Source organism: Nocardia sp. NBC_00416 (assembly GCF_036032445.1).
GTDB lineage: Bacteria > Actinomycetota > Actinomycetes > Mycobacteriales > Mycobacteriaceae > Nocardia.
Map to the genome: position 1 here is coordinate 2,620,482 of NZ_CP107932.1, position 23,401 is coordinate 2,643,882.

The following is a 23,401-nucleotide window of genomic DNA, read 5'->3' on the forward strand; positions in this document are numbered from 1 at the left end:
CAGCGCCGCCCGCTACGACACCAGTTCCTGTGGGGCGTCGATCGTGCGCAGGGTGCGGATGGCGGCGGCGACCGCGGGCCGGCCCGCCGAAGTCTGGCGATAGGTGACGCCGACGCGGCGGATGCTGTCGGCCACCGGGCCGGCCACCAGCGTGCGATGTTCCCCGGACAGCGACATCTCCGGCACGATGGATACGCCGAGACCGTGCGCGACCATTTCGGCCATCCCGGTGAAACTTCCGCTGCGGTGCTGGATCCGCGGCGCGAAACCGGCTTCCCGGCAGGCGAACATCACCGAGGCGATCGAGGGTGCGCCGTCACGCGCGGCGATCCAGTCGGCGTCGCGGGCCGCCACGAGACCGCGCCGCCGGACCTCCTCCCGCAGACCGGCCGGCGCGATCAGCACCAGCGGGTCGTTGCCCAGGAACTCCGAGGCCAGTCCCAGCGGAAGATCGCGGGTACCGAAGGAATACGCGTAGGTGATCGCCAGATCCACCTCCTGCCGGCGCACGGCGGGCACCGATTCCACCGGCATCAACTCCACCACGCGCACCCGCAACTCCGGATATTCACGCATCAGACCGGCGGCCGCGGGTAACGCGAACCGCGTCTGGGCCGTGCGGAAGGTCGCCAGGGTCAACACTCCGGTGACCTTTTCCGCGGTGGCGGCCACCGCGGATTCTGCTTCCTCCAGCGCCGCCACGATCCGGGAGGTGTGGTCGACGAGTACGCGACCCGCGTAGGTCAGGCGCAGCACCCTGCCTTCGCGGCGGGTGAGAACGGTGCCCACTTCCTCCTCCAGAATGCGCAGTTGCTGCGAAACGGCCGAGGTGGTGATCCCGTGCAATTCGGAGACGGCCGTCATGGTCGAGCGCTCGGAGAGGTCACGTAGCAGGATCAGGCGCCGGATATCGTACATGGAATCCTCGTTTCGCAGACGACGAAAGTCATTGTCCGCAGCGGCCCTAGCCGAGGAAATCGTTTCGATCCGGCTGCGCCGAAGCCGCGATCGCAGGGGGCCGAGGTCTGGACACACAGGCGGGGCCGGGTCAGTCGCCCCCGCCGCCACCCCCGCCGTCGTAGCCGTCCCACGAATCCGAGGCGGAGTCCGGGCGAGTTCCCGGCGGGTGAGTTCGGGCCGCGTTCCGCCCGCGTGCGGCTTTGCGCCTGTCTCGACGGTCGTCCCAGCGCTCCGCGCGGTCGAGCAGCAGCACCAGAACCAGGCCGAGGACCGCAAAGACCCCGATCATCACGAGCCCGAACTCCACGGATTCCGGCTCGAAGAGACCGGCACACACCGCCAGGGCGATCACCGCGAGCACGAGGTAACCCACCCACAGTGCCAAAGCCATCGCACGCTCCCGTCCACGACCACCATAGCCGCGAAAACTGAGGCACAACAGTTGTTTTCATCCAGCCCCGGCGACCGGAGGGCGGCTACACCGCACCCGACATGTCCAGCGCGAACCGGCCGTACTCCGCCGCGATCTCCTCCGGAGTCGCGTCACCGCCCTCGCGGTACCACTGCGATATTCCGGTGCACATGGTGGCGATCGCGCGCCCCGCGGCTCGCGGATGCGGTGCGGTGAATGCGCCGGCGTCCCGGGCCGCGGCGATCTCGGCGTCCAAGATCTGCTGGATCCGGCTGCGCGACCGAGCGATCCGGGCGCGGTCGGCGGGCAGCAGGCTGCGCATCTCGCTGGCGCCGATGAAGCCCAGTTCCCGGCGATGGGTGTGGAACAGCGCCAGGGCTTCCACGATCAGCCGCACCCGCTCGGGCCCGTCGGAGCCCTCGGCCCGGGCGGCGGCGACCCGCCAGTGCAGTTCGTCCATGGTGAGGTCGAGGATGCGCACCAGCACTTCCTGCTTGTCCCGGTAGTGGTGGTAGAGGCCGGGCACGCTGGTCCCCGCACGGCGGGCCAGCGCACGCACGGTGGTGCCGTGATATCCGATCTCGACGAACGAGGCGATGGCGGCGGTGAGCACCGGGTCGTATCCCAGCGGCCCGAACTCCCGCCAGGCCCCGGGCTCCGGTGCGGCGTCCACGTTCGGCGCCGATACCGGCGCAGCCCCGTGGCCCGCGAGCAGCTGATGCGCGGGCACGCCGAGCGCCGCGGCCACTTCGGTGAGGCGGGTGACCGAGAGACCGGTGCGACCGTTCTCCAGCGCGCTGAGCGTCGCGGGGCTCACCCCGATCCGCCGCGCCACCTCACGCAGCGACAGCCCCCCGACGCGGCGCGCCGCCCGGATCGCCTCGTGCGGCGGTAGGGGCGAGTCGGCAGTTTCATCCGGCATGGTGTTCAGAATATCCGAACGACGACGTTTCGCGTATCGAAATTATATACGCAGCTCACATCATACTTTTGACATCTCGCCGCGCTGATGAGAGTGTTCACTCGGAGCGATCGCTCGGTTGGCTCAGCGATCCGCCGGACGCCAGGAGGACTGCGATGCCGATCGATCTGACCTATTCCGCCGAGGTAGAGGCGCTGGTGGAGCGCACCCGCGTATTCGTGCGGGAATCCGTACTGCCCGTCGAGGACGAGAGCCGCGGCGATATCGCCGCCGCCGGCGGGGACCGGATCCGGGCCACCCTGCAGGAGCAGGCGCGGACGGCCGGTGTCTTCGCCCCGCACGCCCCGGTCGAGTACGGCGGGCACGGGCTGTCGATGTCGGACCGCGCGCCGGTCTTCGAAGAAGCGGGGTATTCGCTGTTCGGCCCGACCGCGCTCAATATCGCCGCGCCCGACGAGGGCAATGTGCACATGCTCGCCCATATCGCCGATCCGGAACAGCAGGCGCGCTACCTCGAACCGCTGGCCCGCGGCGATCTACGCTCGGCCTTCGCGATGACCGAGCCCGCCCCCGGCGCCGGCTCGGACCCGTCGGCCCTGGCCACCCGGGCGTCGAAAGTAGACGGCGGCTGGCGCATCAACGGGCACAAGCATTTCATCACGGGCGCGGACGGCGCCGGTTTCTTCATCATCATGGCCCGCACCTCCGGTGAGCCCGGACAGCGCGGCGGCGCCACGATGTTCCTCGCACCCGCCGACACCCCGGGCCTGCGCGTCGGCCGCCATATCGACACCCTCGACCGCTCCATGATCGGCGGACACTGCGAGGTCTTCTTCGAGGATCTGTTCGTCGCCGACGAGGCGGTCCTCGGCGCCGTAGACCGCGGTTTCGAATACGCGCAGGTCCGGCTGGGACCGGCCCGGATGACACATGTGATGCGCTGGCTCGGCGCCTGCCGCCGCGCCCACGATGTCGCCGTCGCCTACATCGCCGAGCGGGAGGGTTTCGGCTCGGCCATCGGGAACCTCGGTATGGCACAGCAGATGGTGGCGGACAACGAGATCGATATCGCCGCCACCCGCGCGCTACTGGTGCGGGCCTGCTGGGAACTCGACAACGGTCAGCAGGCGGGCAACGCGACCTCGATCGCCAAGACCTTCGCCGCCGAGGCCATCTTCCGCGTCGTCGACCGCAGCGTCCAGCTCTGCGGCGGCCTCGGCGTCTCCGAGGATCTGCCGCTGGCCCGGCTCTCGCGCGAGGTCCGGCCGTTCCGTATCTACGACGGCCCCTCCGAGGTGCACCGCTGGGCCATCGCCAAGCGCGCCGTCGGGGCGGCCCGGCGGGCAGCCGCCGCCCGCTGACCCGCCCCGGCCGCCGGCGTCGGACGACCGGTGTGCCGGATCAGGATCGAGGGCCGTCGGCGTCGTAGGAAGCACGAGCGCTGCGGACCTCGTCCATATGATGCTCGGCCCACCCTTTGATCGCGTGCATCACCGGAAGCAGGGAGTAGCCGAGTTCGGTCAGCTCGTAGTCGACCCGCACCGGCACCGACGCCGTCACCGTGCGCGTCACCAAACCGTCGCGTTCGAGGTTGCGCAGCGTTTGGGTGAGCATCTTCTGACTGACACCGGCCATTCGGCGGCGTAGCTCGCTGTAGCGCCGCGGGCCCTGCGCCAGGGCGTTGACAGTCAGGCTCACCCATTTGTCGGCGATCCGGTCGAGCAGCTGCCGGGCCGGGCATTCGGCGAGATACGCGTCGTATGCGGCACTCGCCTCGCTCCGGCGCCGAGCGGCAGTGCGGGTAGACATCGAACACACCTCCTGGTGCCCTGGGCACTCGAAAGTGCCTACTTCCTAATGGAGAGCAGCTTTCCATACGTTGGCTGTATGGCGACAGCAAAGACGATGCGTGCGGTGATCGCGCGCGGCTACGGCGGACCCGAAGCACTCGAGACCGTCGAGGTCCCGATACCCACCCCCGGCCCTGCACAGGTACTGGTCCGCGTCGAGGCGGCGACGGTCAACCCGGTGGACCTCGCCACCCGGGCGGGCGCGCTGGCCGAGGCCGGACTGATGGCCCCCCGCGAAACGACCGGCATCGGCTGGGACGTCGCCGGAGTCGTCGAACGGATCGGACCGGCGGTGACCGCGTTCGCCGTGGGGCAGCGGGTGATCGGGCTGCGCGATCTGCTGGACGCCTCGCTCGGCGCCTACGCCGACTACATCGCCCTCGACGCGACCGCGGTGGCGCCGGCACCGGCCGATGTGGCGCCGAGCGCGGCCGCCACCCTCCCGCTGAACGCACTGACGGCCGCGCAATCCCTCGACCTGCTCGATCTCGATCCCGGCGGCACCGTACTGGTCACCGGGGCCGCGGGCGCGGTCGGCGGATTCGCCGTGGAGCTCGCGGTGCGCCGCGGTCTGCACGTCGCGGCGCACGCCGACCCCGCTGACGGCCCGTTCCTCGAACGACTCGGCGCCGAGTGGATCGTCGACCGTCACACCGCCGATCTGGCGGCCGATATCCGGCGGCTCGTTCCCGGCGGCGTCGACGCGGCGATGGATACCGCGGGTCTCGGTGTACGAGCGCTGGCCGCGGTGCGCAACCGCGGGGCATTCGCCACCGTGACGGGCGGCACGCCACCGATCCCGTTGCGCGGTATCAGAATCCATCAGGAATGGATCAGCGCCGACGGAATCGCCCTGGCGGGTCTCGCGGCCGATGACCTGACCCTGCGGGTAGCCGGAACCCTGCCGCTCGAACAAGCCGCCGAGGCACACCGCCGACTCGCGAAAGGCGGCCTGCGAGGTCGGCTCGTCCTGACACCCTGAACACCGGTCGGAGTGTGTTCGGCGAAGTTGCGTGGACGGTGTCCGAGGATTTCCGTCGGCACCGGCCGTGGCCGTCGATGCCCACCTTCGCTCAACTCGCGGCGAGCGCCTCGCGGCGGATTCACTGGAGCAGGGTGAGATTGTCGACGGTGGTGATGACGCCGACCGTGGCCCGCGGGTAGCGCTCGTCGTCCAGCACGGACAGCACCGCGCCCCGGTCCGCGACAACGTCGTCGACGGCATCCGGGTCGAGCACGTCGGCGCCGACGATCTCGAACTGATCATGCCGCAACGGTAAGCCGGGTGATCGCGGTGACGTGATGCCCGGCGGCGAGGGCTGCCCGGTGAGCAGCCGGCCGGTAGGGGCCGTACCGCGGTCGGGTATCAGCGTCGTTCGGAGGCGAGTATCGAGTCGCGGAGACCTCTTGACTTTCCTGACGGGAAAGTGGATTCTTACTTTCCAAGTAGGAAAGTGAGGTGACCATGGAAAACGTCGCTCCGGATCAGGCACGCGCCGCATTGGATGCGGTCGAGCGCGCGCGCGGCCGAGTGGCCCGGGAGGTGGGGCTGCCACGCGGATACTGGTGGGCGATGGCCGCCGGCTGGGTCGTACTCGGCCTGATCGGGGACCTCGGGCCGCAATGGCTGATCATCACCGCGACGCTGATCTTCGGCGTCGGGCACTCGTTCGCCGCCTCGCGGCTGCTCAACGGACGTCGCCGCACCGATCAGGTGCAGGTCAGCGCGGCCGTAGCCGGACGCCGCACCCCGATCGTGGTGGTGGGCATGCTGTGCGCGCTCGTCGCCCTCACCCTCGGCGTGGCGATGGCCCTGGACGCGGACGGCGACCGCAGCCCCGGAATCTGGGCGGGAGTGCTGGTGGCGGCGATCATCGGCTTCGGCGGCCCGGAAATCCTCCGCGTCCTACGGCACTGGTTCCACGCGTGACGCAGGCCCGCTTCGACGAACTCATCCACCCCAGCACCCGGCTCTCGCTGGTCGCGACGCTCGCAGCCGCCGACTGGGCGGAGTTCGCCTTCCTCAAAGACCGTCTGGGGCTGTCCGATTCGGCGCTGTCCAAGCAGCTCGCGACCCTGGAGGAGGCCGACTATGTCACCACCGAACGCCGGCTGGACGGCAGCCGGCGCAAGGTCCGCGCCCAGCTGACCGAGCGCGGACGCGACGCCTTCACCGGCCATATCGCCGCCCTACAGGAAATCGTCGCCGCCGCCACACCCGCGGACCCGGCCACACCGACCTGATACGAACCCACAGCGACAGCCGGGAGCTGCCGCCGATCGCTTCGAATCGCCCCACGAAAAGGAGCTCGACATGGGATTCTTCCGCAAGACCGAGCGTGACCCCGAACAGCCGGCCGAGCAGCAGCCCGCAGCCACGCAGCCGCGGCCCGGCAAGGAATCCGAGCGCCGACGACGACGGCGGCGTCTCCTGGGCGGTGCGTATACCGGCGGCGGGAACGGAAGCTGACCACACCGGCCGCGTTCGGCGGCCCGGCCCGAGCCGCCGAACGCGGCCACGAAGGAGTCCGGGCATGACGAGACCGTTTCGTTTCGGGGTCGTCGCCCCGCTCGACACCGACCTGCCGACGTGGCGAGATCGCGCGGGCCGCATCGCCGACAGCGGCTACTCGACGCTGCTGGTGCCCGACTTCCCGCTCGGGCAACCGGCGCCCGGCCCCATGCTGGCCACCGTCGCGGCCCGCACCGACCTGCGCGTGGGCACCTGGGTGTACGCCTCCCCACTACGCCCGCCCTGGATGACGGCGTGGGAAGCCCACTCGCTGTCGCTGCTGACCGACGGCCGCTTCGAGATGGGCATCGGCACCGGCCGACCGGGAATCGAGGACGAACTCCGCGACAAGGGACTGCCCGTCGTACCGCCGAACGAGCGGCTGGCCCGGGTACGTGAGACCGTCCGGGCATTGAGAGATCTCGACGGTCCCGACCGTCGCACACCGGTGGCGATGGCCGTACTCGGTCCGCGGGCCCGGGCGCTGGCTGCCGAGGTCGCGGACACGGTCACCTTCGCGCTGGGGGATCAGCCTCGGGACGAAGTCGAGCGGCTGGCACGCGACTTCCGCACCAGCGGAGACGTCGAGCTCGCGCTCGCCGTGCCCGTGATCGGCGAAACTGTCGCACCGTACATGGCGCCGCCCGACACCGACCCTGCCGCGCTTCGCGCGGTGGACGCACTGACCGTACTTCCGGACGACCCGGCGGCCGCCGCCGAGGAAATCCAGCGGCGACGGGAGGAGATCGGCTTCTCCTACTTCGTCTTCGGCGCCGACTTCGTCGACAGGTTCGCTCCGGTCGTCGCCGAACTCGCCGGACGCTAGCCCGGGGCGGCCATGAGCGCGCACCCGCTGACACAGCCGGCATTATCGAAGCGGCCGGGCGGGGTTGGGCGGCAGCCCACACTGCTAATGTGAACATATGTTCGAATCAGGTCGCGAAATGCCAGCTCATGGGGTATCAGGCAGCCCTGGGCAGAATTCCGCGGGTGTGCACCGGCGGCCACGGATCACCGCGCGTACCCGGGCCTCGATCCTGCACGCGGATCTGGATTCGTTCTACGCCTCGGTCGAGCAACGGGACCAGCCCGGGCTGCGCGGGAAACCGGTGCTGGTGGGCGGCGGTGTCGTTCTCGCGGCGAGTTACGAGGCCAAGGCCCGCGGGGTCCGCACCCCGATGAACATCGGGCAGGCCCTGCGACTGTGCCCGGAATCCGTCGTCGTACCGCCGCGGATGTCGGCCTACGCCCGGGCCAGCCGGGAGGTGTTCGAGATCTTCGCCGACACCACCCCGATCGTGGAGGGCCTCTCCATCGATGAGGCGTTCCTCGATGTCGCCGGGCTGCGCCGGATCGCCGGGGAGCCGCGCGCGATCGCGGCCGGTTTGCGCGACCGGGTGCGCCGCGATGTCGGCTTGCCGATCTCCGTCGGAATCGCGGGGACGAAGTTCCTCGCCAAGGTCGCCAGCGCCGTCGCGAAACCCGACGGGCTGCTGGTGGTGGAACCCGGCCACGAACTCGAATTCCTGCATCCGCTCCCGGTGCACCGGCTGTGGGGCGTGGGGCCGGTGACCGCGAGCACGCTGCACGCGCACGGGATCGAACGCATCGGCCAGCTGGCCGAATACGGCGAGCCCGCATTGCGCTCGATCATCGGGCCAGCGGCCGCCCGGCATCTGCACGCGCTGGCATGGGCCCGCGATCCGCGCCGGGTCGAGACCGGGCGGCGGCGCCGGTCCATCGGGGCGCAGCGGGCGCTGGGCCGGCGCCCGCACACGCCCGCGGAGATCGAGGCGTATCTGCACGGCCTCATCGATCGGCTCACCCGCCGCCTCCGCACCGCGGACCGGGTCTGCCGCACCGTGGTGCTGCGTATGCGTTTCGGCGATTTCACCCGGGCCAGCCGCTCGCATACCTTGCCCGCGGCCACCGACCACACCGAGACGATCCTGCGCGCCGCCCGCGGACTCTTGGCCGGCGCGATGCCACTGATCACCGCGCAGGGTCTGACCCTCATCGGTTCGGCCCTGACGAACCTCGAGAACGCCGGCACCCAGCAGCTCACCTTGCCTTTCGAGCACGGTCCCACGCCTGCCCTGGACACGACTCTCGACGACCTGCGCACTCGATTCGGCTCCGCCGCGGTCACCCGCGCCGCCCTGCTGGGGCGCGGCGAAGGCCTGTCTGTACCGCTGCTCCCGGACTGACCGCCCGGCCACCGGCGAATGTTCTCGCGGCGCGCTGTTCGCCGCGCCCACCGGAGATCTCGCGCGGACCCGGCGGAGCGAACACGACCGCACGAAATCTGGACGTTTGTTCAACAGTGTGGTTCGCTGCCTCTCGAACAGGAAGGAACGCCGATGGCAGCAACTCCCGATCCCCGTGTCCGCGAACCCGGCCCGGACGCTGCCGCGCTGCCGCGCCGATCCGTCCTGGCGGCCGCGGCGCTGGGGACGGTCACGCTCGGGGCGGTCGCCGCGACGGCGCCGGGCCTCGGCGAACATGCGGGCGCCCGCGCCCAGGCCGCCCCGGATTCCGGCGAATACGAGATCGGCCTCGGAATCTCCGATATCACCGGCCCGGCCGCGGAATGCGGAATGATGGGCTACTCGCAGCAGGACCAGACCACCGCCGGTATCCATCTCCGGCCCCGGGCCCGGGCCTTCGTATTCGCCGGCGGCGGCCGGCGGGTCGTCTTCGCCGTCGCGGAGAACGCGATGATCTTCCAGTCGGTGCACCACGGCGTATTGACCGAGCTGGCCCGCAGATTCGGCGACCTCTACACCGAGGACAATGTCCTGCTCACCTCTACCCATTCGCACGCCGTCTGTGGCGGAGCCGCCCACGACTACGCCTACAACCTGTCGATCCTCGGTTTCCAGCAGCAGGTCTACGACGCCGAGGTCGGCGGCCTGGTCGAAGCCATCAGCGCCGCGCACGCCGACCTCGGGCCGGGCACCGTATCGCTGGGGCGCTCCGCACTGCACGACGCCAGTGTCAATCGTTCCCGGGTCGCCTTCGACCGCAACCCCGCAGCGGACCGCGCGCACTTCCCAGGAGCCATCGATCCGGCCGTCACCGCCCTGTCGATCAGCAAGGGCGGACGCGAAGTCGGCGCGATCACCTGGTTCGCGACCCACAACACCTCGATGACCAACAAGAACCGGATGATCAGCGCGGACAACAAGGGCTATGCGTCGTTCACCCACGAACACACCGACCACGGTGTCCGCTATCTCGACGGCGCACCGGATTTCGTCGCCGCCTTCGCCCAGACCAATGCCGGCGATATGTCCCCCAACCTCGATCTCCAGCCCGGCTCGGGACCCACCCACAACGAGTTCGACAACACCCGGATCATCGGCGAACGCCAGTACAACGCGTCGCGGACGGCTCTGGCCGATGCCCGCCCGATAGCCGGGCCGGTCGGTTCGGTGTTCTGCTATATCGACCTCTCCGATATCGCCGTGGACGCACGCTTCACACCCGACGGACTCGCCCGCCACACCGCACCGCCCGCCGCGGGCGTCTCACTGTTCGCGGGCAGTGTCGAAGACGGTCCGGGGTTGCCCGGCGGACCGATCCAGGAGGGCGTCCGCAATCCGTTCCTCGACGCGCTCGGCGACCCGCACCAGCCGGTTCCCGCGTGGCTCGCCGACGCCCAGGCGCCCAAGGCGGTCGCGGTGCCGTTCACGCTGCTGCCGCCGGCGCCGTGGGTGCCCAGCGTGGTCCCGATCCAGATCGTGCGCATCGGTGAGCTGTATCTGGCCGCCGCCGGCGGTGAGTTCACCATCGTGGCAGGCCTGCGGATCCGGCGCGCGGTGGCGGCGGCGCTGAACGTGGACCAGGACCGGGTTCTCATGCAGGGTTACGCCAACGCCTATCACGAATATGTCACCACGCCCGAGGAATACGACGCGCAACAGTACGAAGGTGCGTCCACGCTGTTCGGTCGCAATACGTTGCCCGCCTACCAGCAGGAGTTCACCCGGCTGGCGACCGCGCTGGCCGCGAACACGACCGTCGCCCGGGGGCCGGCGCCGCGCGATCTGTCCCAGCTACAGCCGAACTTCGTGCCGGCGCCCGGCCCGGACACCGCGCCGCCGGGACAGGATTTCGGAGCGACCCTGACCCAACCGGCCGGCTCGTACACCCCGGGCGCGCAGGCCTTCGTCGAATTCGTCTCGGCCCATCCCAAGCACAACCCACGCCGCAACGACACCTTCCTGGAAGTCCAGCGACTCAGCGAGGGAAGGTGGGCCCGCGTCGCCAATGAGGGCGAGTGGAGTGTGCGCTTCCACTGGAGCACACGCGTACCCGCCACCTCGGTCGCGACGTTCACCTGGGATATCCCCGGCGATGCCCGGCCGGGCCGCCACCGATTCGTCCACTACGCCGACCGCCTGGGCCCGGACGGAAACCTGTATCCGGTGACCGGAATCAGTAACGAGTTCGATATCACCTGAGCCGCTCCGCCTCGCCGGGCTCCCGGACGGGCCGACCGGCCCGGCGCCGCAGGTGGTCGCTCAGGTGAGCTGCCGGTAGGTCACGGCAGAATCGAATCGATGTAGCCGCCGTCGACTCGAACTGCCCCGCCGGTGGTCGCCGAGGCGAGGTCCGAGCTGAGGTAGACGACCATGTTCCCGATCTCCGCGGGTTCGATGAGGCGCTGCACGAGCGAGTGGGGGCGATGTTCCAGCATGAACCGGTGCTGGGCCTGGTCCCACGGCAGCTCCTCGCCCACCAGGTCGTGCACGAATTCCTCGATCCCGGGCGTATGGGTCGGACCCGCCACGACGGAGTTGACAGTGACCCCCGACCCCGCGGCGGCTTTGGCGTAACCGCGGGTCACGGCGAGCAGCGCGGTCTTCGTCATTCCGTAGTGCACCATCTCGAGCGGGGTGACCACCGCCGAGTCGCTGGCGATGTTCATGACCCGGCCGAAACCGCGCCCCATCATGCCCGGCAGGTACATGCGGATGAGCCGCACCGCGGACAGGACGTTGACCTCGAAGTACCGCCGCCATTCGTCGTCATCGATCTCGAAGACCGGCTTGGCTTCGAAGATGCCCAGATTGTTGACGAGGATATCGAGTTCGCCGACCTTCTCCTGCAGGATCCCGGCTCCCACCGCGGAAGCCAGGTCGGTGGCCACCGGTCGCACCGAGGCGCCCGGAACCTCGGCGAGAATCGAATCGCAGGCCTGTTCGGTGCGCTCCTGCCCACGTCCGTTCACGATCACCATCGCGCCGGCCCGGGCCAGGGCGGCGGCGATGGCCAGCCCGATGCCCTGACTGGAGCCCGAGACCAGCGCGGTTCGTCCGGAGAGGTCGATATGCATGGGCCCATCGTGCCGCACCAGCGGAGACGACCGGCCGTGCCACGCGGACTCACCTGGTCCTTGTCCGCCCATGAGCGCCGCCCGCCGCGGACCACGGGTCCACAGACTCTCGGAAACCCTGAACCTCAGCTGCGAACACCCAGCCGACCGCGATCGTCCGCCGATTTCCACCCTCTCATCTGCGACTATCTCAATGCACACAACTTGCCATTGACAAATGGCACATTGATGAATGATTCTGAGCGAATGACCAGGTCGACGAAGACCTCCGCCCCCGGCGTACCGGACCGGCTGTTCCCACCCTGCGGCGGGACCCCGCGCACTCGCGGCGCCCGGGCGGTGGTCACCGGCGCGGGCAGCGGAATCGGCCGCGCCTTCGCCCGCGAACTCGCGGCACGCGGCGGACAGGTCGTCTGCGCCGATATCGACGAGGTCCGCGCCGCGGAGACAGTGGCCGCCATCGAGCGCGAGCATCCGGGCGCCGCGCACGCGTTCCGCTGCGATGTGGCGCGCCGCGCGGATATGGAGGTTCTCGCCCATTTCGCCGAATCGGTTCTGGACGGACCGATCAGCCTGGTGATCAATAACGCCGGCGTCGGCATCGGCGGAAAAGCCGTAGGCGATATCGGATTCGCCGATTGGGAATGGGCACTGGGCATCAACCTGTGGGGTGTGGTGCACGGATGCGAGATATTCGCGCCGCGGCTGCGGGCCGCGGGTCGCGGCGGCATCATCAATGTGGCGTCGGCCGCGAGTTTCGCGGCCGCGCCGTCGATGGCGGTCTACAACACCTCCAAGGCCGGGGTGCTCGCGCTCTCGGAGACAATGGCCGCGGAGTTCAGCGGCACCGATATCGCGGTCACCGTCCTGTGCCCCACCTTCGTGCGGACCAACGTCGCCCGCGACGGACGGATCACCACGGGGTCGCGCGACCTCGCCGACACCCTCATGCGCTGGACCGGTTTCTCCCCCGAACGCGTCGCCCGCATCGCGCTCGACGCGCACGACCGCGGCCGGTTGCACGTCCTCCCACAGCCCGACGCACAGCTGATCTGGCTGCTCAAACGCGCGTTTCCCGCGCAGTACACCGCCGTCGCGGGCCTGCTCGAGCGGCTGCTGCCGCAGCACGAACCGGCACCGCGAACCACCGGAGAGAGAACAGGAGTCTGATATGGCGACCATGGACTTCCAGGACATGCTCGGCAAGATCAAGGACCGCCAGTGGGCGCTGGCCGATATCGATTGGGACGCACCCGGTGCGGAAACCCTCACTCCCGAACAGCACGCGCGCCTGAAGCCGTTCATGTCGGATCTCATGTGGATCGAGAACGTGGGCGCGCGCGGATTCGCCGCGATGGCCAAAAAAGCCCCGGACGAGACACTGCGGGAGATCTACCGCTATTTCCACGCCGAGGAGCAGAAGCACGCCAATGCCGAACTCGCGCTGATGCGGCGCTGGGGGATGCTCGACGGCGACGAGATCCCGCAGCCGAACATCAACGTCAAACTGGTGATCGACTTCCTGGACAAGTACGCCGACGATATGTCGCTGTCGTTCCTGGGCACGGTCATCCCGATGCTGGAGGTCGCGCTGGACGGCGCCCTGGTCAAGTTCATCATGGACGAGATCGAGGACCCGGTGTGCCAGCAGGCGTTCCGGCATATCAATGCCGACGAATCCCGGCATCTGGCAGTCGATTTCGCGGTGATGGATGTGCTCGGCCACGCGGAGATGCGCAAACTTCTCATCGAATTGGTCGGCGGCTGGGTGAAACCGACATTCCTCATCGGGGTGCTGAGCTATATGCCGCTGCTGAACAAGATGCGCGACAACATCGTCGCGATGGGAGTGGACGAGCAGAAGCTGTATTCGGCGCTCGAGCGCTACCGCAAGGTCGGCGAGCGCAGCGAATTCGCCCGCCGGCTCCCGATGTACCAGATCGTCAAGCTGCACGGCACCTGGGTCGTCGACCGGGGACACCCCTACCACCTGCTCGCGGACACCCTGGTGAAGGTCACCGGGCGCATCCCGCGGCGGCTGCTGCGCAAGGACCCGACGTGGTCGAAGGAAATCACCTACACCCCCGCCGCGTGACGAGGAAACGATGACCACCACCAGCACAGCCCCACTCGATGTCGCCGTGATCGGTGCGGGATTCGCCGGTATCGGCGCGGCCATCCGGTTACGGCAACAGGGCATCACGAATTTCGCCGTCTTCGAACGCGGTGCCGCGATCGGCGGCACCTGGCGCGACAACACCTATCCCGGCGCCGCCTGCGATATTCCGTCCCGGCTGTACTCCTACAGCTTCGCGCCCAACCCGAATTGGTCGCACACGTATTCCGGCAGCGGCGAAATCCTCGGATATATCGAGTCGATGGTCGCGAAATCCGGGATCGGCTCGCATATACGGTTGCGGCACAACATCACCGGCATGACGTTCGACGAGGACACCGGCCTGTGGGATATCTCGATCGCGGGCGCCGACGCGGTCCACGCCCGCGCGGTGGTACTCGCCTCCGGCCCGCTGACCGAACCCGGCTATCCCGACATCCCTGGTCTCGACACCTTCACCGGCCACACGATCCACAGCGCCCGCTGGGATCACGACTACGATTTCGCCGGCAAGCGGGTCGCGGTGATCGGAACCGGCGCCAGCGCGGTGCAGATCATTCCGGAACTGGTGGAGAAGGCCGCGGCGGTGAAGGTCTTCCAGCGCACACCCGGCTGGGTGCTGCCCCGGGTCAACCGGCGTACCGGCGCACTCGCCAAAGAGCTCTACCGGCATATGCCCGGTGCGGAAACGCTGGCGCGCCAGGCCTGGTTCTACGGTCACGAGTCGGTGGCGCTCGGCGTCGTCTGGAACACCCCGTTCACCCGGTTGGTGGAAATGGTCGGGCGGGCGCAATTGCGCCGCCAGGTCGCCGACCCGTGGTTGCGCCGCCAGCTCACCCCCGATTTCCGGGCGGGCTGCAAGCGGCTGCTCATGACCGACGACTACTACCCGGCCCTGCAGCGCGACAACTGCACACTGATCACCTGGCCGATCGCCCGGATCGCGCCGGAGGGCATCCGTACCGCCGAAGGTATCGAGCACCGGGCGGACTGCATCGTGTTCGCCACCGGGTTCGACGTCTCCAAGACGGGAACGCCCCTCCCGGTCACCGGCCGCGACGGGCGCGTGCTCGGCGACGAATGGCGGCGCGGCGCGTTCGCGTACCGGAGTGTCACGGTCTCGGGTTACCCGAACCTGTTCCTCACCTTCGGTCCCAATTCCGGTCCGGGACACAATTCGGCACTGGTGTACATGGAATCGCGGATCGACTACCTGGTGCAGGCGATCGGCATCATCCTGGACCGCGATCTGCGGATCCTGGAGGTGCGGCGGGAGCGCCAGGACCGCTACAACGCGGCCATCCAGCGCAGGCTCGGCGCGACGACCTGGAACTCGGGGTGCCGCAGCTGGTACCTCACCGAAGACGGGTTCAACGCGACGATGTACCCGGGTTTCGCCACGCAGTACCGCAACCAGTTGCGGAGAGTGGACCTGGACGACTACACGGTCGTGGCACGCGAACCGGCGATCGCCCGACGCGTAGCACCTGTCGCCTGACCGGCGGCTAGACTCGATTTCTCGAGCCGGCGGACCCGGCGAGGCGGGCGAGGGAGGTGCGGACACAGATGCCGAGGTATCGAATCGATGACCTCGCCCGCGCCGCGGGCACCACATCACGCAATGTCCGCGCCTACCAGGAGCGCGGCCTGCTGCCGCCCCCCGCGGACCGCGACGGCCGGGCCAGCATCTACGACGATTCCCATCTGGAGCGGCTCCGCCTCATCGACGCCCTGCTCCAGCGCGGTTTCACCACCGCGCATATCGCGGATTTCATCACCAGCTGGGAAACCGGCAAAGACCTCACCGAGGTACTGGGGCTGCAGCACGCCGTGACCGCCAACTGGTCGGAGGAGGAGACCTTCGAGGTCCCCCGAGAGCTGCTGGCCACCATCCTCGGCGAACAGGCCGACGAGCTGGTGGAGCAGCTGCGCCGGATGGACCTGGTCCGGGTGGACGGCGAAACGGTGATCATCACCGACACCCAGTTGCTCACCTCGTTCACCGAACTCCACGAGTACGGTGTGGATCTGGGCACCCTGATCTCGGTCTACGCCGAGGTGGCGACGCGGATCGACGATATCAGCGGCCTGCTCATCAACGCGGCCAAGAAACATATCGTCGACCAGCACGGCCCCGGCTGGCTCCCGGACTCCAATGACGAGATCGCCGCGACGACCCGCATGCTGAACACGATGCGCGAACTCGGCGTCGCCGCCGTCCACACCAGTTTGGCCCGTTCCCTCGACACCACCCTGCGCCGCGAACTCGGCGACTATCTCGCCACCGCGGCCGAACGGGAGCGCGAACGGAAACTGGGCCGCGCCGACCGCGGTCACTGAGCGCCGGTGCGCCGGGCGTCTTCCGATGCGCGGCGCTCCGGCTCGCCCCTGCCCGCACCCGGCGCTCCGGATCCCGGTGCGGCAGTGACGATCCCTATGCCCGCCAGAACAGGGACCGATACCCAGACCACCTACTTCCCGCAACTGGCCGCGGAACGTCCGGATATCGCGCTGTGCCGCGCGTCGACCGCCGTCGCCCGCGCCGCGGAGGCGGCGGCACACGAGCAGGGCCTCGGCGTCGGGCAACACCTTGTCCTGAAGATGCTCGACGCCGTCGGTCCGCGTTCACAGCAGGCCCTCGGTGCGGAATTGCGGATCGACCGCAGCGTCATGGTCGGGATCGCCGACGAACTGGAGCGGTCCGGATATGTGCGCCGCGAACGCGATCCCGAGGATCGGCGCGCCTATGCGGTCACCCTCACCGCAGCCGGTCGCCGGGCACTCACGAAAGCGGAGAAATCCGTACCCGGATTCCTCGACCGCACCTTCGCCGCTCTCACCCCCACCGAACGCGATCAGCTCACCGCGCTGCTGGGAAAACTTCTCGCCGCCACCTGACCGCCGCCTCAATGAGGCGGGGCAGGCGACCAGAGTCCGCGCGCGGTCCCTTCCTCCAGATGCCGGCGGTAGGTGCCGACCTTGCCCCGGATGATGTCGAGGCTCGCCGTGAGGTCGTCGATCCTTTCCCGGACCGACCGCTCGTGCTCCTCGAGCAGCGCCAAGCGCTGTGCTTCGTTGCCGGGTCCCGACCGCACCAGTTCGGCGAACCTCTGCACGGTGGCGATCGGCATCCCGGAATCACGGAGCCGTTTGCACAGGAGCAGCCACTCGACATCGGCCGTGTCGTAGATCCGGCGGCCGCCCGCCGTACGCGGGATCGCACGGAGGAAAAGCTGTTCGCGTTCGAAGAAGCGCAGCGCGTGCACGCCGAGGCCGGTCGCCTTCGCCACGTCCCCGATGGACAGATCGTTCACAACCGCTCTCCCACACAGCTTGACCTAGATTGCACTCTAGATTCTAACGTTCCCTTCATGACTGCGAAGCAACACAAGATCGGCTCCGGATTCGGGGCACGGACCACCGCGAACGATGTGCTCGCCGGTGTCGACCTCACCGGGAAGACTGTTCTGATCACCGGCGGCTACTCGGGTCTCGGGCTCGAGGCCACCGCCGCGCTCGCCCGGGCAGGGGCGGATGTCGTCGTGCCCGCGCGCAGGCCGTCGGTGGCGACCGCGGCGCTCGGCGGCATGCCCCGGATCCAGGTACTCCCCCTCGACCTCGCCGACCTCGCCAGTGTCCGGACCTTCGCCGACGAGTTCCTCGAAACCGGCCGCACCCTCGATATCGTCATCGATAACGCGGGGGTCATGGCCTACCCGGCCGAACACATCGGACCCGGCTGGGAAGCGCATTTCGCCATCAATCATCTCGGGCATTTCGCGCTGATCAACCGGTTGCGACCCGCCTTGACGACACCTGGGACGCGAGTGGTGTCGGTATCCTCGTCCGGTCATTTCCTCTCCGATATCCGCTGGGATGATCCGCATTTCCGGCATGACGACGACCACGACCACTGGGCGGCGTACGGGCAGTCCAAGACCGCCAACGCACTGTTCGCCGTACACCTCGATGCACTGGGCGCCGCATCCGGGCTGCACGCGTTCGCCGTGCACCCGGGCAGCATCCTCACTCCGCTCCAGCGGCATATCCCGCACCCGGAAAAGATCGCCCAGGGCTGGATCACCCCGGACGGTCGCCACGCGGACGGTTTCAAGACCCCGGCACAGGGGGCGGCCACAGCCGTCTGGGCCGCCACCTCCCCGCTGTTGAATGATCACGGGGGCGCGTACTGCCAGGATTGCGATATCGCCGAACCGGCCGAGACCGACGATATGCTCGTCGGCGGTGTCAAACCATGGGCGGTCGATCCGGCCGCCGCGGCCCGGCTGTGGGCCCTGTCCGCCGAGCTCACCGGGCTCGACAGCTTCGCTACCGCCGAGACCGGATAGCCGCGGACGGGGTGCCGCTGCGCGCCCCATCCGACCAGTAGGGTGCAAAGAATGACAGCGCCGAGTGGACCACCGGGCAACGCCCGACCGATCGATCCACGGACCGAGGTCGAACGAGTCCACTCTCTGCTGGCCATCTGGCTGGGTTCGGCCGCTTCCCCGCAGGTCCTGGACGCGTTCGCCGCCGCCCACCATGACGACTTCTCGATGGTGACCGTCGCGGGCACGGTGGCGCGGAAATCGGAACTGGTTTCCGGACTGCACCGGGCCCGGAACAGCCGCCCCGGTCTGGTGATCGAGACATCCGATATCGAAACGCTGTTCACCACAGCCGATACCGCGGTGGTTCGATTCGTGGAGAACCAGCACGACGGGAACGATCCGGAATACCGTCGCACGACCGCCGTGCTGCTCCTCGACCCGGAAGAGCACCGGTACCGCTGGCTGACCGTGCACGAAACCGCGGTCACACCAGAGGAAATCGCGCGGACGGCGCAGTGACGGCCACCGGAATCGGCGTACCCGGACGGCGGTTCTGTCACCGGAGGTGAACGGCGCGGCGGCGAGCGCAGGTCCCGGCCGCCCCGCTCCAGGGAGGGATGTGGCCGATGCGGTCTTCGTACAGCGGAATCGTCCGCCGGGTGTTCCCGGCGGTCGCCGCCGCGCTGCTGGTGGCCGCCGGCCCCGCGTCCGCGAGCCCGGAGGGGCCCGATATCGGCCCCGCGGGCACCGCACTGATACACGGTGATCTCGCGTCCACCGACAGCACACCTCATCCCGGCCCGGGTCCCCACGGTCACCTCGCCGCGTCCTCGGTCCCGGGCGGTGCGTGCAGTGCGACCTTCATCGCCGCCGACGGTCTGCCGCTCGCCCTGTGCACCGGGTTCGTCGGCCCGACCCCGCCGGAGGTCGCCGTGCCCACGGTGAAACTCTTCGACCCGGTATCGGCGGCCCCGCTCGCGTCGCTGCAATTGCCGAAGGGCGGACTGCTGGGCGGCGTGTACGGCTATCTCGACGGCAGCGACCGGGTGGTCGTCGCCGACGGGACGGGCGCCATCGACAAGGTGGCGCATCGCCGGGACAGCACCGGCCGCTGGGAGTTGTTCGTCGACGAGCGGATCGAGATCGGCGACCGTATTCCGCCGGGTGACGCCGTCACCGGCGTGGCGCCCGACTATCAGGGCCGCATCTGGTTCGCCACCACCGGCGGCGTGATCGGCACCGTCGACGCCGCCGGGCGGATCGGGGCGACCCGGCTCCCGGCCGACGAGGAACTCACGAACGGACTGAGCCTCCGTCGCGAGGGCGCCTCCGTGCTGACGACACGCGCGCTGTACGAGATGCGGGCCGGGCACGACGGTGTGCCGTCGGTGGTCTGGCGGCAGGCCTACGACGCGGGAACGGTCCGCAAACCCGGCCAGCTGGGGCCGGGTTCGGGCACCACGCCGACCTATTTCGGGCCCGGCGGGGACGCCTGGGTGGCGATCGTGGACGACGCGCCACGGCCGCAGCTGATCGTCTACCGGTCCGCCGACGGCTCGGTGGTGTGCCGGACACCGGCTTTCGGAACATCCGGACCGGGCACCGAGAACTCCCCGATGGCCTGGGGGAATTCCCTGATCGTGCCCAGCACCTACGGATTCGGCTACCCTCCGGCCGCCACCTCGGGCCCCAGCGACCCGCCGCAGGCGGCGTTCACCGGCGGCATGACCCGGATCGACGTCGGCGCGGACGGCTGCCATCGGGTGTGGGAGACCGACGACCGAATGGCCTCGCTCCCTCGGCTGTCCCGAGCCGACGGCCTGATCTACGGACTCTCCTACGGACCGCTTCCGGTCGGCGGCGGAATCCAGCAGGTGGGCCCGGTCTACTTCGCCGCCGTGGATTTCGGGACCGGCGAGCGGCGAGCCCACCGGCAGGTGGGTGTCGCACCGCTCGACGAACCACTCCAGCTGACCGGGACGATCGGACCCGACCGGTCGTACTGGCAGGCCACGGTCGGGCGGATGTTGCGCGTCACGCCCTGAAAGCCGGCGCCCGGCTCAGTCGATGGGGTCGCGGACGAGGGGGCAGGTCATACAGTGGCCACCGCCGCGGCCGCGCCCGAGTTCGGCGCCGACGATCGTGATGACCTCCACTCCGGCCCGGCGCAGCGCCGCGTTGGTCTGGGTGTTGCGGTCATAGGTGAACACCACGCCCGGTTCCAGCGCTACGGCGTTGTTGCCGGAATCCCACTGCTGGCGTTCGGACGCGTAGACATCGCCCGCGGTCTCCACGACCCGCAGCGCCGGGAAACCGAGTGCGCGGGCGACCACGTCCACGAACGGAGTGCCCGCTTCGTCGGTGATCTCCACACCTGGCGCCTTGTCCGACGGACGCAGGGTGAACGGATGGATACCGTCGACGATGCCGGGGTGGACGGTGACCAGATCGCGGTCGGCGAAGGTGAAGACGGTGTCCAGGTGCATCGCGGCCCGCAGCTTCGGCATTCCGGCCACGATCACCCGGTCCGCCACTTCGGCGTCGAACAGCGCCTTCGCCAACTGGGTGATCGCCTGCCGTGAGGTCCGCTCGCTCATCCCGATCAACACCGCGCGGTTGCCCACCGGCATCACGTCCCCGCCTTCGAGAGTCGCCTGACCCCAGTCGCTTTCGGGGTCACCCCACCACACGGTCGATTCCGCGAAGTCCGGATGGAATCGGTAGATCGCCTTCATCAACAATGTTTCGTCGTGCCGGGCGGGCCAGTACAGCGGATTGAGCGTGAGCCCCCCGTAGATCCAGCAGGTGGTGTCGCGGGTGTAGAGGGTGTTCGGCAGCGGCGGGAGCAAATATTCGGGACTGCCCACCGATTCGCGGGCCAGGGCGACGTACCCGGTGCGATAGTCGGCCGGCAGATCCGCGGTGGACAATCCACCGATGAGGAACCGCGCCAGCTCACGCGGCGCCAGCGTATCGAGGTAGGCGCGCGTCGCATCGAGCATCCCGAGGCCGACCCGGTTCGCGACGATCTTGCGGTCGAGCAGCCAGGTGCGGGCCCGCGGATCGCCCACGGTCTCGGCCAGCACATCGTGCAGCTCGACGACCTCCACCCCGCGATTGGTCAGCTTGTTCACGAAGTCGAGATGATCGCGCTGCGCGGCCTCGACCCACATCACATCGTCGAACAGCAGGTCATCGGAATTGGTCGGGGTCAATCGCTCATGTGCCAGACCGGGTGCGCAGACGAGAACTCTGCGCAGCCGTCCGACCTCGGAATAGACGCCGTACCCGGATGGACCGGAGTTCTCGGTCATTGCGCTTCCCTTCCGTCTGCTGGAATTCGCTACTGGAACTCGGGGTGCCGGATCCCGGCATCAGGTCACAGGCTGATCCATCCCGCCGCCAACGCCACGACACCGAGGGCTCCGCCCGCCGCGACCAGCGCGAACAACACTGCCTCGGCGGGTGTGAAAACCCGGCGGCCCTGCTCGCGGCGGGCGAGGACGAACAGGACCGTGGCCGGTGTGTAGAAGATCAGTGAGACGAGGACGAATTTCAGGCCCGCCGCGTACAGCAGGAACGCGGTGTAGATCGTCGCCAGCGCGGCGACGATCAGATCACCGCGCCAGGTGGCCGCACGGTCGGTGCCGTAGGTCTCCCGGGTGAGGCACAGTTTCAACGCGTACCCGGCGGCGAGCAGGAACGGGATCAGGGTGAGCGCCGCGGTGAGATCGAGTGCGAAATCGAAGGCGTCCTCGGAGAACATCGTGACGACCAGCACGATCTGCGACAGGGCCGTACTGAGCAGCAGCGCGTTGATGGGCACGTCGCGGCCGGTGGCACGCGCCAGGAAGCCTGGCATATCAGCGTCTTTGGCCGCGACGAACAGCACCTCGGCAGCCATGAGCGTCCACGCCAGATAGGCCCCCAGTACCGAGATGATCAGTCCGGCACTCACGAACGCGGTGCCCCAGGAACCGACCGCCACCTCCAGCACCCCCGCCATCGAAGGCTGGCGCAGCTCGGCGATCTCGCTCATCGGCATGATCCCGTAGGACACCACCGTCACCGAAGCGAAGATCGCCAGCACACTCACGAAACCGAGCAGTGTCGCCCGGCCGACGTCCTCGCGCCGCCGGGCGTGCCGGGAGTACACGCTGGCGCCTTCGACCCCGAGGAACACGAAAACCGTGACCAGCATGGTTCCGCTGACCTGATCGAACAGCGAACCCGCGTAATCCGCGCCGCGGAAATTGTTCGCGAACACCCGCGGATCCAGCAGGAAAGCGGCGAGCAGGACGAAGACGATGATCGGCACCACTTTCGCCACGGTGACGATACGGTTGATGGCCGCCGCCTCCTCGGTACCGCGGCGGATCAGCAGAAAGAACGACCACAACCCCACCGAGGACAACGCGACGGCGAGCAGGGTGTCACCGGAACCGAGAGCCGGAATCCATTCACCGAGCGTGGACATGATCAGCACCCAGTAGGTCACGTTCCCGACGCAGGCGCTCGCCCAGTATCCCGCCGCGGAGAAGAAGCCGGTGAATTCGCCGAATCCGGCCTTGGCATAGGCGTACACACCGGCGTCCAGCTCCGGTTTGCGGACCGCCAGCCGCTGGAAGACCAGCGCGAGCATCAGCATGCCGAGGCCGGCGATGGTCCAGGCGATCAGCGCACCGCCCACCCCGGTCTCCTGCGCGAAGCGCCGCGGCAGCGAGAAGACTCCGGCACCGACCATGGACCCGACGACCATCGCCGTGAGCGTGAATACCGTGACCTTCGCCGTCCGCTCCGGCGCCTGCTGGGTCATCCGTCCGACCTCTCTGCTCGCCCGCTACCGCGTACCACTGCAGATCATTCGTCGATGTTCACCACTGATGATGCATCATCGCGCCGGGCCCCCGGCTGAACCGGACGGATTGTGGGCGGGGTGTCGGCGGCGGGCGATCCG

The 23,401-nt window shown here is 68.9% G+C and carries 25 protein-coding genes; 16 read left to right on the top strand and 9 right to left on the bottom strand.

The window, feature by feature from the left end; translation table 11 throughout:
• Positions 1–12 precede the first annotated feature (12 nt).
• From OG804_RS10680 to OG804_RS10690, 3 genes are all read right to left on the bottom strand, one after another.
• Entirely contained in the window at positions 13–918 is a 906-nt protein-coding gene (locus tag OG804_RS10680; RefSeq protein ID WP_328396420.1) for a LysR substrate-binding domain-containing protein, read from the bottom strand.
• A gap of 130 nt (positions 919–1,048) precedes the next feature.
• Positions 1,049–1,351 carry a hypothetical protein gene (locus OG804_RS10685; RefSeq protein WP_328396421.1) on the bottom strand — a complete coding sequence of 101 codons (303 nt, stop codon included), beginning with the start codon at positions 1,349–1,351 and terminating at the stop codon, positions 1,049–1,051.
• A gap of 85 nt (positions 1,352–1,436) precedes the next feature.
• A complete protein-coding gene (locus OG804_RS10690) occupies positions 1,437–2,294 on the bottom strand; it encodes a TetR family transcriptional regulator (RefSeq protein WP_328396422.1) in 858 nt (285 codons plus the stop codon).
• A gap of 155 nt (positions 2,295–2,449) precedes the next feature.
• Between OG804_RS10690 and OG804_RS10695 the strand changes: the two genes are divergently transcribed.
• Positions 2,450–3,655 carry an acyl-CoA dehydrogenase family protein gene (locus OG804_RS10695; RefSeq protein WP_328396423.1) on the top strand — a complete coding sequence of 402 codons (1,206 nt, stop codon included), beginning with the start codon at positions 2,450–2,452 and terminating at the stop codon, positions 3,653–3,655.
• A 40-nt stretch (positions 3,656–3,695) separates the two neighbouring features.
• Here the strand turns inward: OG804_RS10695 and OG804_RS10700 are convergent, their stop codons facing one another.
• Complete coding sequence (locus tag OG804_RS10700) at positions 3,696–4,103, bottom strand: winged helix-turn-helix transcriptional regulator (protein WP_328396424.1); 408 nt, start codon at positions 4,101–4,103, stop codon at positions 3,696–3,698.
• A 78-nt stretch (positions 4,104–4,181) separates the two neighbouring features.
• On the opposite strand from OG804_RS10700, the gene OG804_RS10705 reads away from it, so the two are divergent.
• Entirely contained in the window at positions 4,182–5,126 is a 945-nt protein-coding gene (locus OG804_RS10705) for an NADP-dependent oxidoreductase (protein WP_328396425.1), read from the top strand.
• A gap of 121 nt (positions 5,127–5,247) precedes the next feature.
• Here the strand turns inward: OG804_RS10705 and OG804_RS10710 are convergent, their stop codons facing one another.
• Positions 5,248–5,418 carry a hypothetical protein gene (locus OG804_RS10710; protein ID WP_328396426.1) on the bottom strand — a complete coding sequence of 57 codons (171 nt, stop codon included), beginning with the start codon at positions 5,416–5,418 and terminating at the stop codon, positions 5,248–5,250.
• 191 nt (positions 5,419–5,609) lie between these two features.
• Between OG804_RS10710 and OG804_RS10715 the strand changes: the two genes are divergently transcribed.
• The 6 genes from OG804_RS10715 to OG804_RS10740 all read left to right on the top strand — a co-directional run bounded on the left by OG804_RS10715 (position 5,610) and on the right by OG804_RS10740 (position 11,122).
• Positions 5,610–6,074 (top strand): hypothetical protein, encoded by a 465-nt coding sequence (locus OG804_RS10715; protein WP_328398307.1) that lies wholly within the window; start codon positions 5,610–5,612, stop codon positions 6,072–6,074.
• A complete protein-coding gene (locus tag OG804_RS10720) occupies positions 6,071–6,388 on the top strand; it encodes a transcriptional regulator (RefSeq protein ID WP_328396428.1) in 318 nt (105 codons plus the stop codon). Before OG804_RS10715 ends, OG804_RS10720 begins: the two co-directional genes overlap by 4 nt.
• Before the next feature lie 70 nt (positions 6,389–6,458).
• Positions 6,459–6,614 (top strand): hypothetical protein, encoded by a 156-nt coding sequence (locus OG804_RS10725; RefSeq protein ID WP_328396429.1) that lies wholly within the window; start codon positions 6,459–6,461, stop codon positions 6,612–6,614.
• Positions 6,615–6,678: 64 nt separating this feature from the next.
• On the top strand, positions 6,679–7,482 hold the full coding sequence (locus OG804_RS10730; RefSeq protein ID WP_328396431.1) for an LLM class flavin-dependent oxidoreductase: 804 nt from the start codon (positions 6,679–6,681) through the stop codon (positions 7,480–7,482).
• A gap of 118 nt (positions 7,483–7,600) precedes the next feature.
• Positions 7,601–8,863: a DNA polymerase IV gene (dinB, locus tag OG804_RS10735; protein ID WP_328396433.1), complete on the top strand. Its 1,263-nt coding sequence runs from the start codon at positions 7,601–7,603 to the stop codon at positions 8,861–8,863.
• 153 nt (positions 8,864–9,016) lie between these two features.
• The gene (locus OG804_RS10740; RefSeq protein ID WP_328396435.1) at positions 9,017–11,122 is read left to right on the top strand and encodes a neutral/alkaline ceramidase; all 2,106 of its coding nucleotides are present in this window, start codon (positions 9,017–9,019) and stop codon (positions 11,120–11,122) included.
• A gap of 80 nt (positions 11,123–11,202) precedes the next feature.
• Here the strand turns inward: OG804_RS10740 and OG804_RS10745 are convergent, their stop codons facing one another.
• Positions 11,203–11,997, bottom strand: a complete 795-nt coding sequence (locus OG804_RS10745) for an SDR family NAD(P)-dependent oxidoreductase (protein ID WP_328396437.1) — start codon at positions 11,995–11,997, stop codon at positions 11,203–11,205.
• A 246-nt stretch (positions 11,998–12,243) separates the two neighbouring features.
• On the opposite strand from OG804_RS10745, the gene OG804_RS10750 reads away from it, so the two are divergent.
• The 5 genes from OG804_RS10750 to OG804_RS10770 all read left to right on the top strand — a co-directional run bounded on the left by OG804_RS10750 (position 12,244) and on the right by OG804_RS10770 (position 17,011).
• On the top strand, positions 12,244–13,167 hold the full coding sequence (locus OG804_RS10750) for an SDR family NAD(P)-dependent oxidoreductase (protein ID WP_328396439.1): 924 nt from the start codon (positions 12,244–12,246) through the stop codon (positions 13,165–13,167).
• Between the two features lies 1 nt (position 13,168).
• Positions 13,169–14,092: a ferritin-like domain-containing protein gene (locus tag OG804_RS10755; RefSeq protein ID WP_328396441.1), complete on the top strand. Its 924-nt coding sequence runs from the start codon at positions 13,169–13,171 to the stop codon at positions 14,090–14,092.
• Positions 14,093–14,102: 10 nt separating this feature from the next.
• On the top strand, positions 14,103–15,611 hold the full coding sequence (locus tag OG804_RS10760) for a flavin-containing monooxygenase (RefSeq protein WP_328396443.1): 1,509 nt from the start codon (positions 14,103–14,105) through the stop codon (positions 15,609–15,611).
• A 68-nt stretch (positions 15,612–15,679) separates the two neighbouring features.
• Positions 15,680–16,453, top strand: a complete 774-nt coding sequence (locus OG804_RS10765) for a MerR family transcriptional regulator (RefSeq protein WP_328396445.1) — start codon at positions 15,680–15,682, stop codon at positions 16,451–16,453.
• Positions 16,454–16,549: 96 nt separating this feature from the next.
• Positions 16,550–17,011 (top strand): MarR family winged helix-turn-helix transcriptional regulator, encoded by a 462-nt coding sequence (locus OG804_RS10770; protein ID WP_328396447.1) that lies wholly within the window; start codon positions 16,550–16,552, stop codon positions 17,009–17,011.
• Positions 17,012–17,019: 8 nt separating this feature from the next.
• On the opposite strand, the gene OG804_RS10775 is transcribed toward OG804_RS10770, so the two are convergent.
• Positions 17,020–17,427: a MerR family transcriptional regulator gene (locus OG804_RS10775; protein ID WP_328396449.1), complete on the bottom strand. Its 408-nt coding sequence runs from the start codon at positions 17,425–17,427 to the stop codon at positions 17,020–17,022.
• A gap of 57 nt (positions 17,428–17,484) precedes the next feature.
• On the opposite strand from OG804_RS10775, the gene OG804_RS10780 reads away from it, so the two are divergent.
• The 3 genes from OG804_RS10780 (at position 17,485) to OG804_RS10790 (ending at position 20,489) form a co-directional block, all read left to right on the top strand.
• Positions 17,485–18,462, top strand: a complete 978-nt coding sequence (locus tag OG804_RS10780; RefSeq protein ID WP_328396451.1) for an oxidoreductase — start codon at positions 17,485–17,487, stop codon at positions 18,460–18,462.
• A gap of 51 nt (positions 18,463–18,513) precedes the next feature.
• Positions 18,514–18,963: a hypothetical protein gene (locus tag OG804_RS10785; protein ID WP_328396453.1), complete on the top strand. Its 450-nt coding sequence runs from the start codon at positions 18,514–18,516 to the stop codon at positions 18,961–18,963.
• 107 nt (positions 18,964–19,070) lie between these two features.
• Positions 19,071–20,489, top strand: a complete 1,419-nt coding sequence (locus tag OG804_RS10790; RefSeq protein WP_328396455.1) for a hypothetical protein — start codon at positions 19,071–19,073, stop codon at positions 20,487–20,489.
• A 15-nt stretch (positions 20,490–20,504) separates the two neighbouring features.
• On the opposite strand, the gene OG804_RS10795 is transcribed toward OG804_RS10790, so the two are convergent.
• Positions 20,505–21,758, bottom strand: coding sequence for an arginine deiminase (locus tag OG804_RS10795; RefSeq protein WP_328396457.1), 1,254 nt, complete (start codon positions 21,756–21,758; stop codon positions 20,505–20,507).
• A gap of 65 nt (positions 21,759–21,823) precedes the next feature.
• Positions 21,824–23,260: a basic amino acid/polyamine antiporter gene (locus OG804_RS10800; RefSeq protein ID WP_328396459.1), complete on the bottom strand. Its 1,437-nt coding sequence runs from the start codon at positions 23,258–23,260 to the stop codon at positions 21,824–21,826.
• Positions 23,261–23,401 lie beyond the last annotated feature (141 nt).

Bases quoted from the DNA above. Each gene is read 5' to 3' on its own strand.
- OG804_RS10680 (WP_328396420.1), bottom strand. From the start codon at position 918: ATGTACGATATCCGGCGCCTGATCCTGCTACGTGACCTCTCCGAGCGC.
- OG804_RS10685 (WP_328396421.1), bottom strand. From the start codon at position 1,351: ATGGCTTTGGCACTGTGGGTGGGTTACCTCGTGCTCGCGGTGATCGCC.
- OG804_RS10690 (WP_328396422.1), bottom strand. From the start codon at position 2,294: ATGCCGGATGAAACTGCCGACTCGCCCCTACCGCCGCACGAGGCGATC.
- OG804_RS10695 (WP_328396423.1), top strand. From the start codon at position 2,450: ATGCCGATCGATCTGACCTATTCCGCCGAGGTAGAGGCGCTGGTGGAG.
- OG804_RS10700 (WP_328396424.1), bottom strand. From the start codon at position 4,103: ATGTCTACCCGCACTGCCGCTCGGCGCCGGAGCGAGGCGAGTGCCGCA.
- OG804_RS10705 (WP_328396425.1), top strand. From the start codon at position 4,182: ATGGCGACAGCAAAGACGATGCGTGCGGTGATCGCGCGCGGCTACGGC.
- OG804_RS10715 (WP_328398307.1), top strand. From the start codon at position 5,610: ATGGAAAACGTCGCTCCGGATCAGGCACGCGCCGCATTGGATGCGGTC.
- OG804_RS10725 (WP_328396429.1), top strand. From the start codon at position 6,459: ATGGGATTCTTCCGCAAGACCGAGCGTGACCCCGAACAGCCGGCCGAG.
- OG804_RS10730 (WP_328396431.1), top strand. From the start codon at position 6,679: ATGACGAGACCGTTTCGTTTCGGGGTCGTCGCCCCGCTCGACACCGAC.
- dinB (WP_328396433.1), top strand. From the start codon at position 7,601: ATGCCAGCTCATGGGGTATCAGGCAGCCCTGGGCAGAATTCCGCGGGT.
- OG804_RS10740 (WP_328396435.1), top strand. From the start codon at position 9,017: ATGGCAGCAACTCCCGATCCCCGTGTCCGCGAACCCGGCCCGGACGCT.
- OG804_RS10745 (WP_328396437.1), bottom strand. From the start codon at position 11,997: ATGCATATCGACCTCTCCGGACGAACCGCGCTGGTCTCGGGCTCCAGT.
- OG804_RS10750 (WP_328396439.1), top strand. From the start codon at position 12,244: ATGACCAGGTCGACGAAGACCTCCGCCCCCGGCGTACCGGACCGGCTG.
- OG804_RS10755 (WP_328396441.1), top strand. From the start codon at position 13,169: ATGGCGACCATGGACTTCCAGGACATGCTCGGCAAGATCAAGGACCGC.
- OG804_RS10760 (WP_328396443.1), top strand. From the start codon at position 14,103: ATGACCACCACCAGCACAGCCCCACTCGATGTCGCCGTGATCGGTGCG.
- OG804_RS10765 (WP_328396445.1), top strand. From the start codon at position 15,680: ATGCCGAGGTATCGAATCGATGACCTCGCCCGCGCCGCGGGCACCACA.
- OG804_RS10770 (WP_328396447.1), top strand. From the start codon at position 16,550: ATGCCCGCCAGAACAGGGACCGATACCCAGACCACCTACTTCCCGCAA.
- OG804_RS10780 (WP_328396451.1), top strand. From the start codon at position 17,485: ATGACTGCGAAGCAACACAAGATCGGCTCCGGATTCGGGGCACGGACC.
- OG804_RS10785 (WP_328396453.1), top strand. From the start codon at position 18,514: ATGACAGCGCCGAGTGGACCACCGGGCAACGCCCGACCGATCGATCCA.
- OG804_RS10790 (WP_328396455.1), top strand. From the start codon at position 19,071: ATGCGGTCTTCGTACAGCGGAATCGTCCGCCGGGTGTTCCCGGCGGTC.
- OG804_RS10795 (WP_328396457.1), bottom strand. From the start codon at position 21,758: ATGACCGAGAACTCCGGTCCATCCGGGTACGGCGTCTATTCCGAGGTC.
- OG804_RS10800 (WP_328396459.1), bottom strand. From the start codon at position 23,260: ATGACCCAGCAGGCGCCGGAGCGGACGGCGAAGGTCACGGTATTCACG.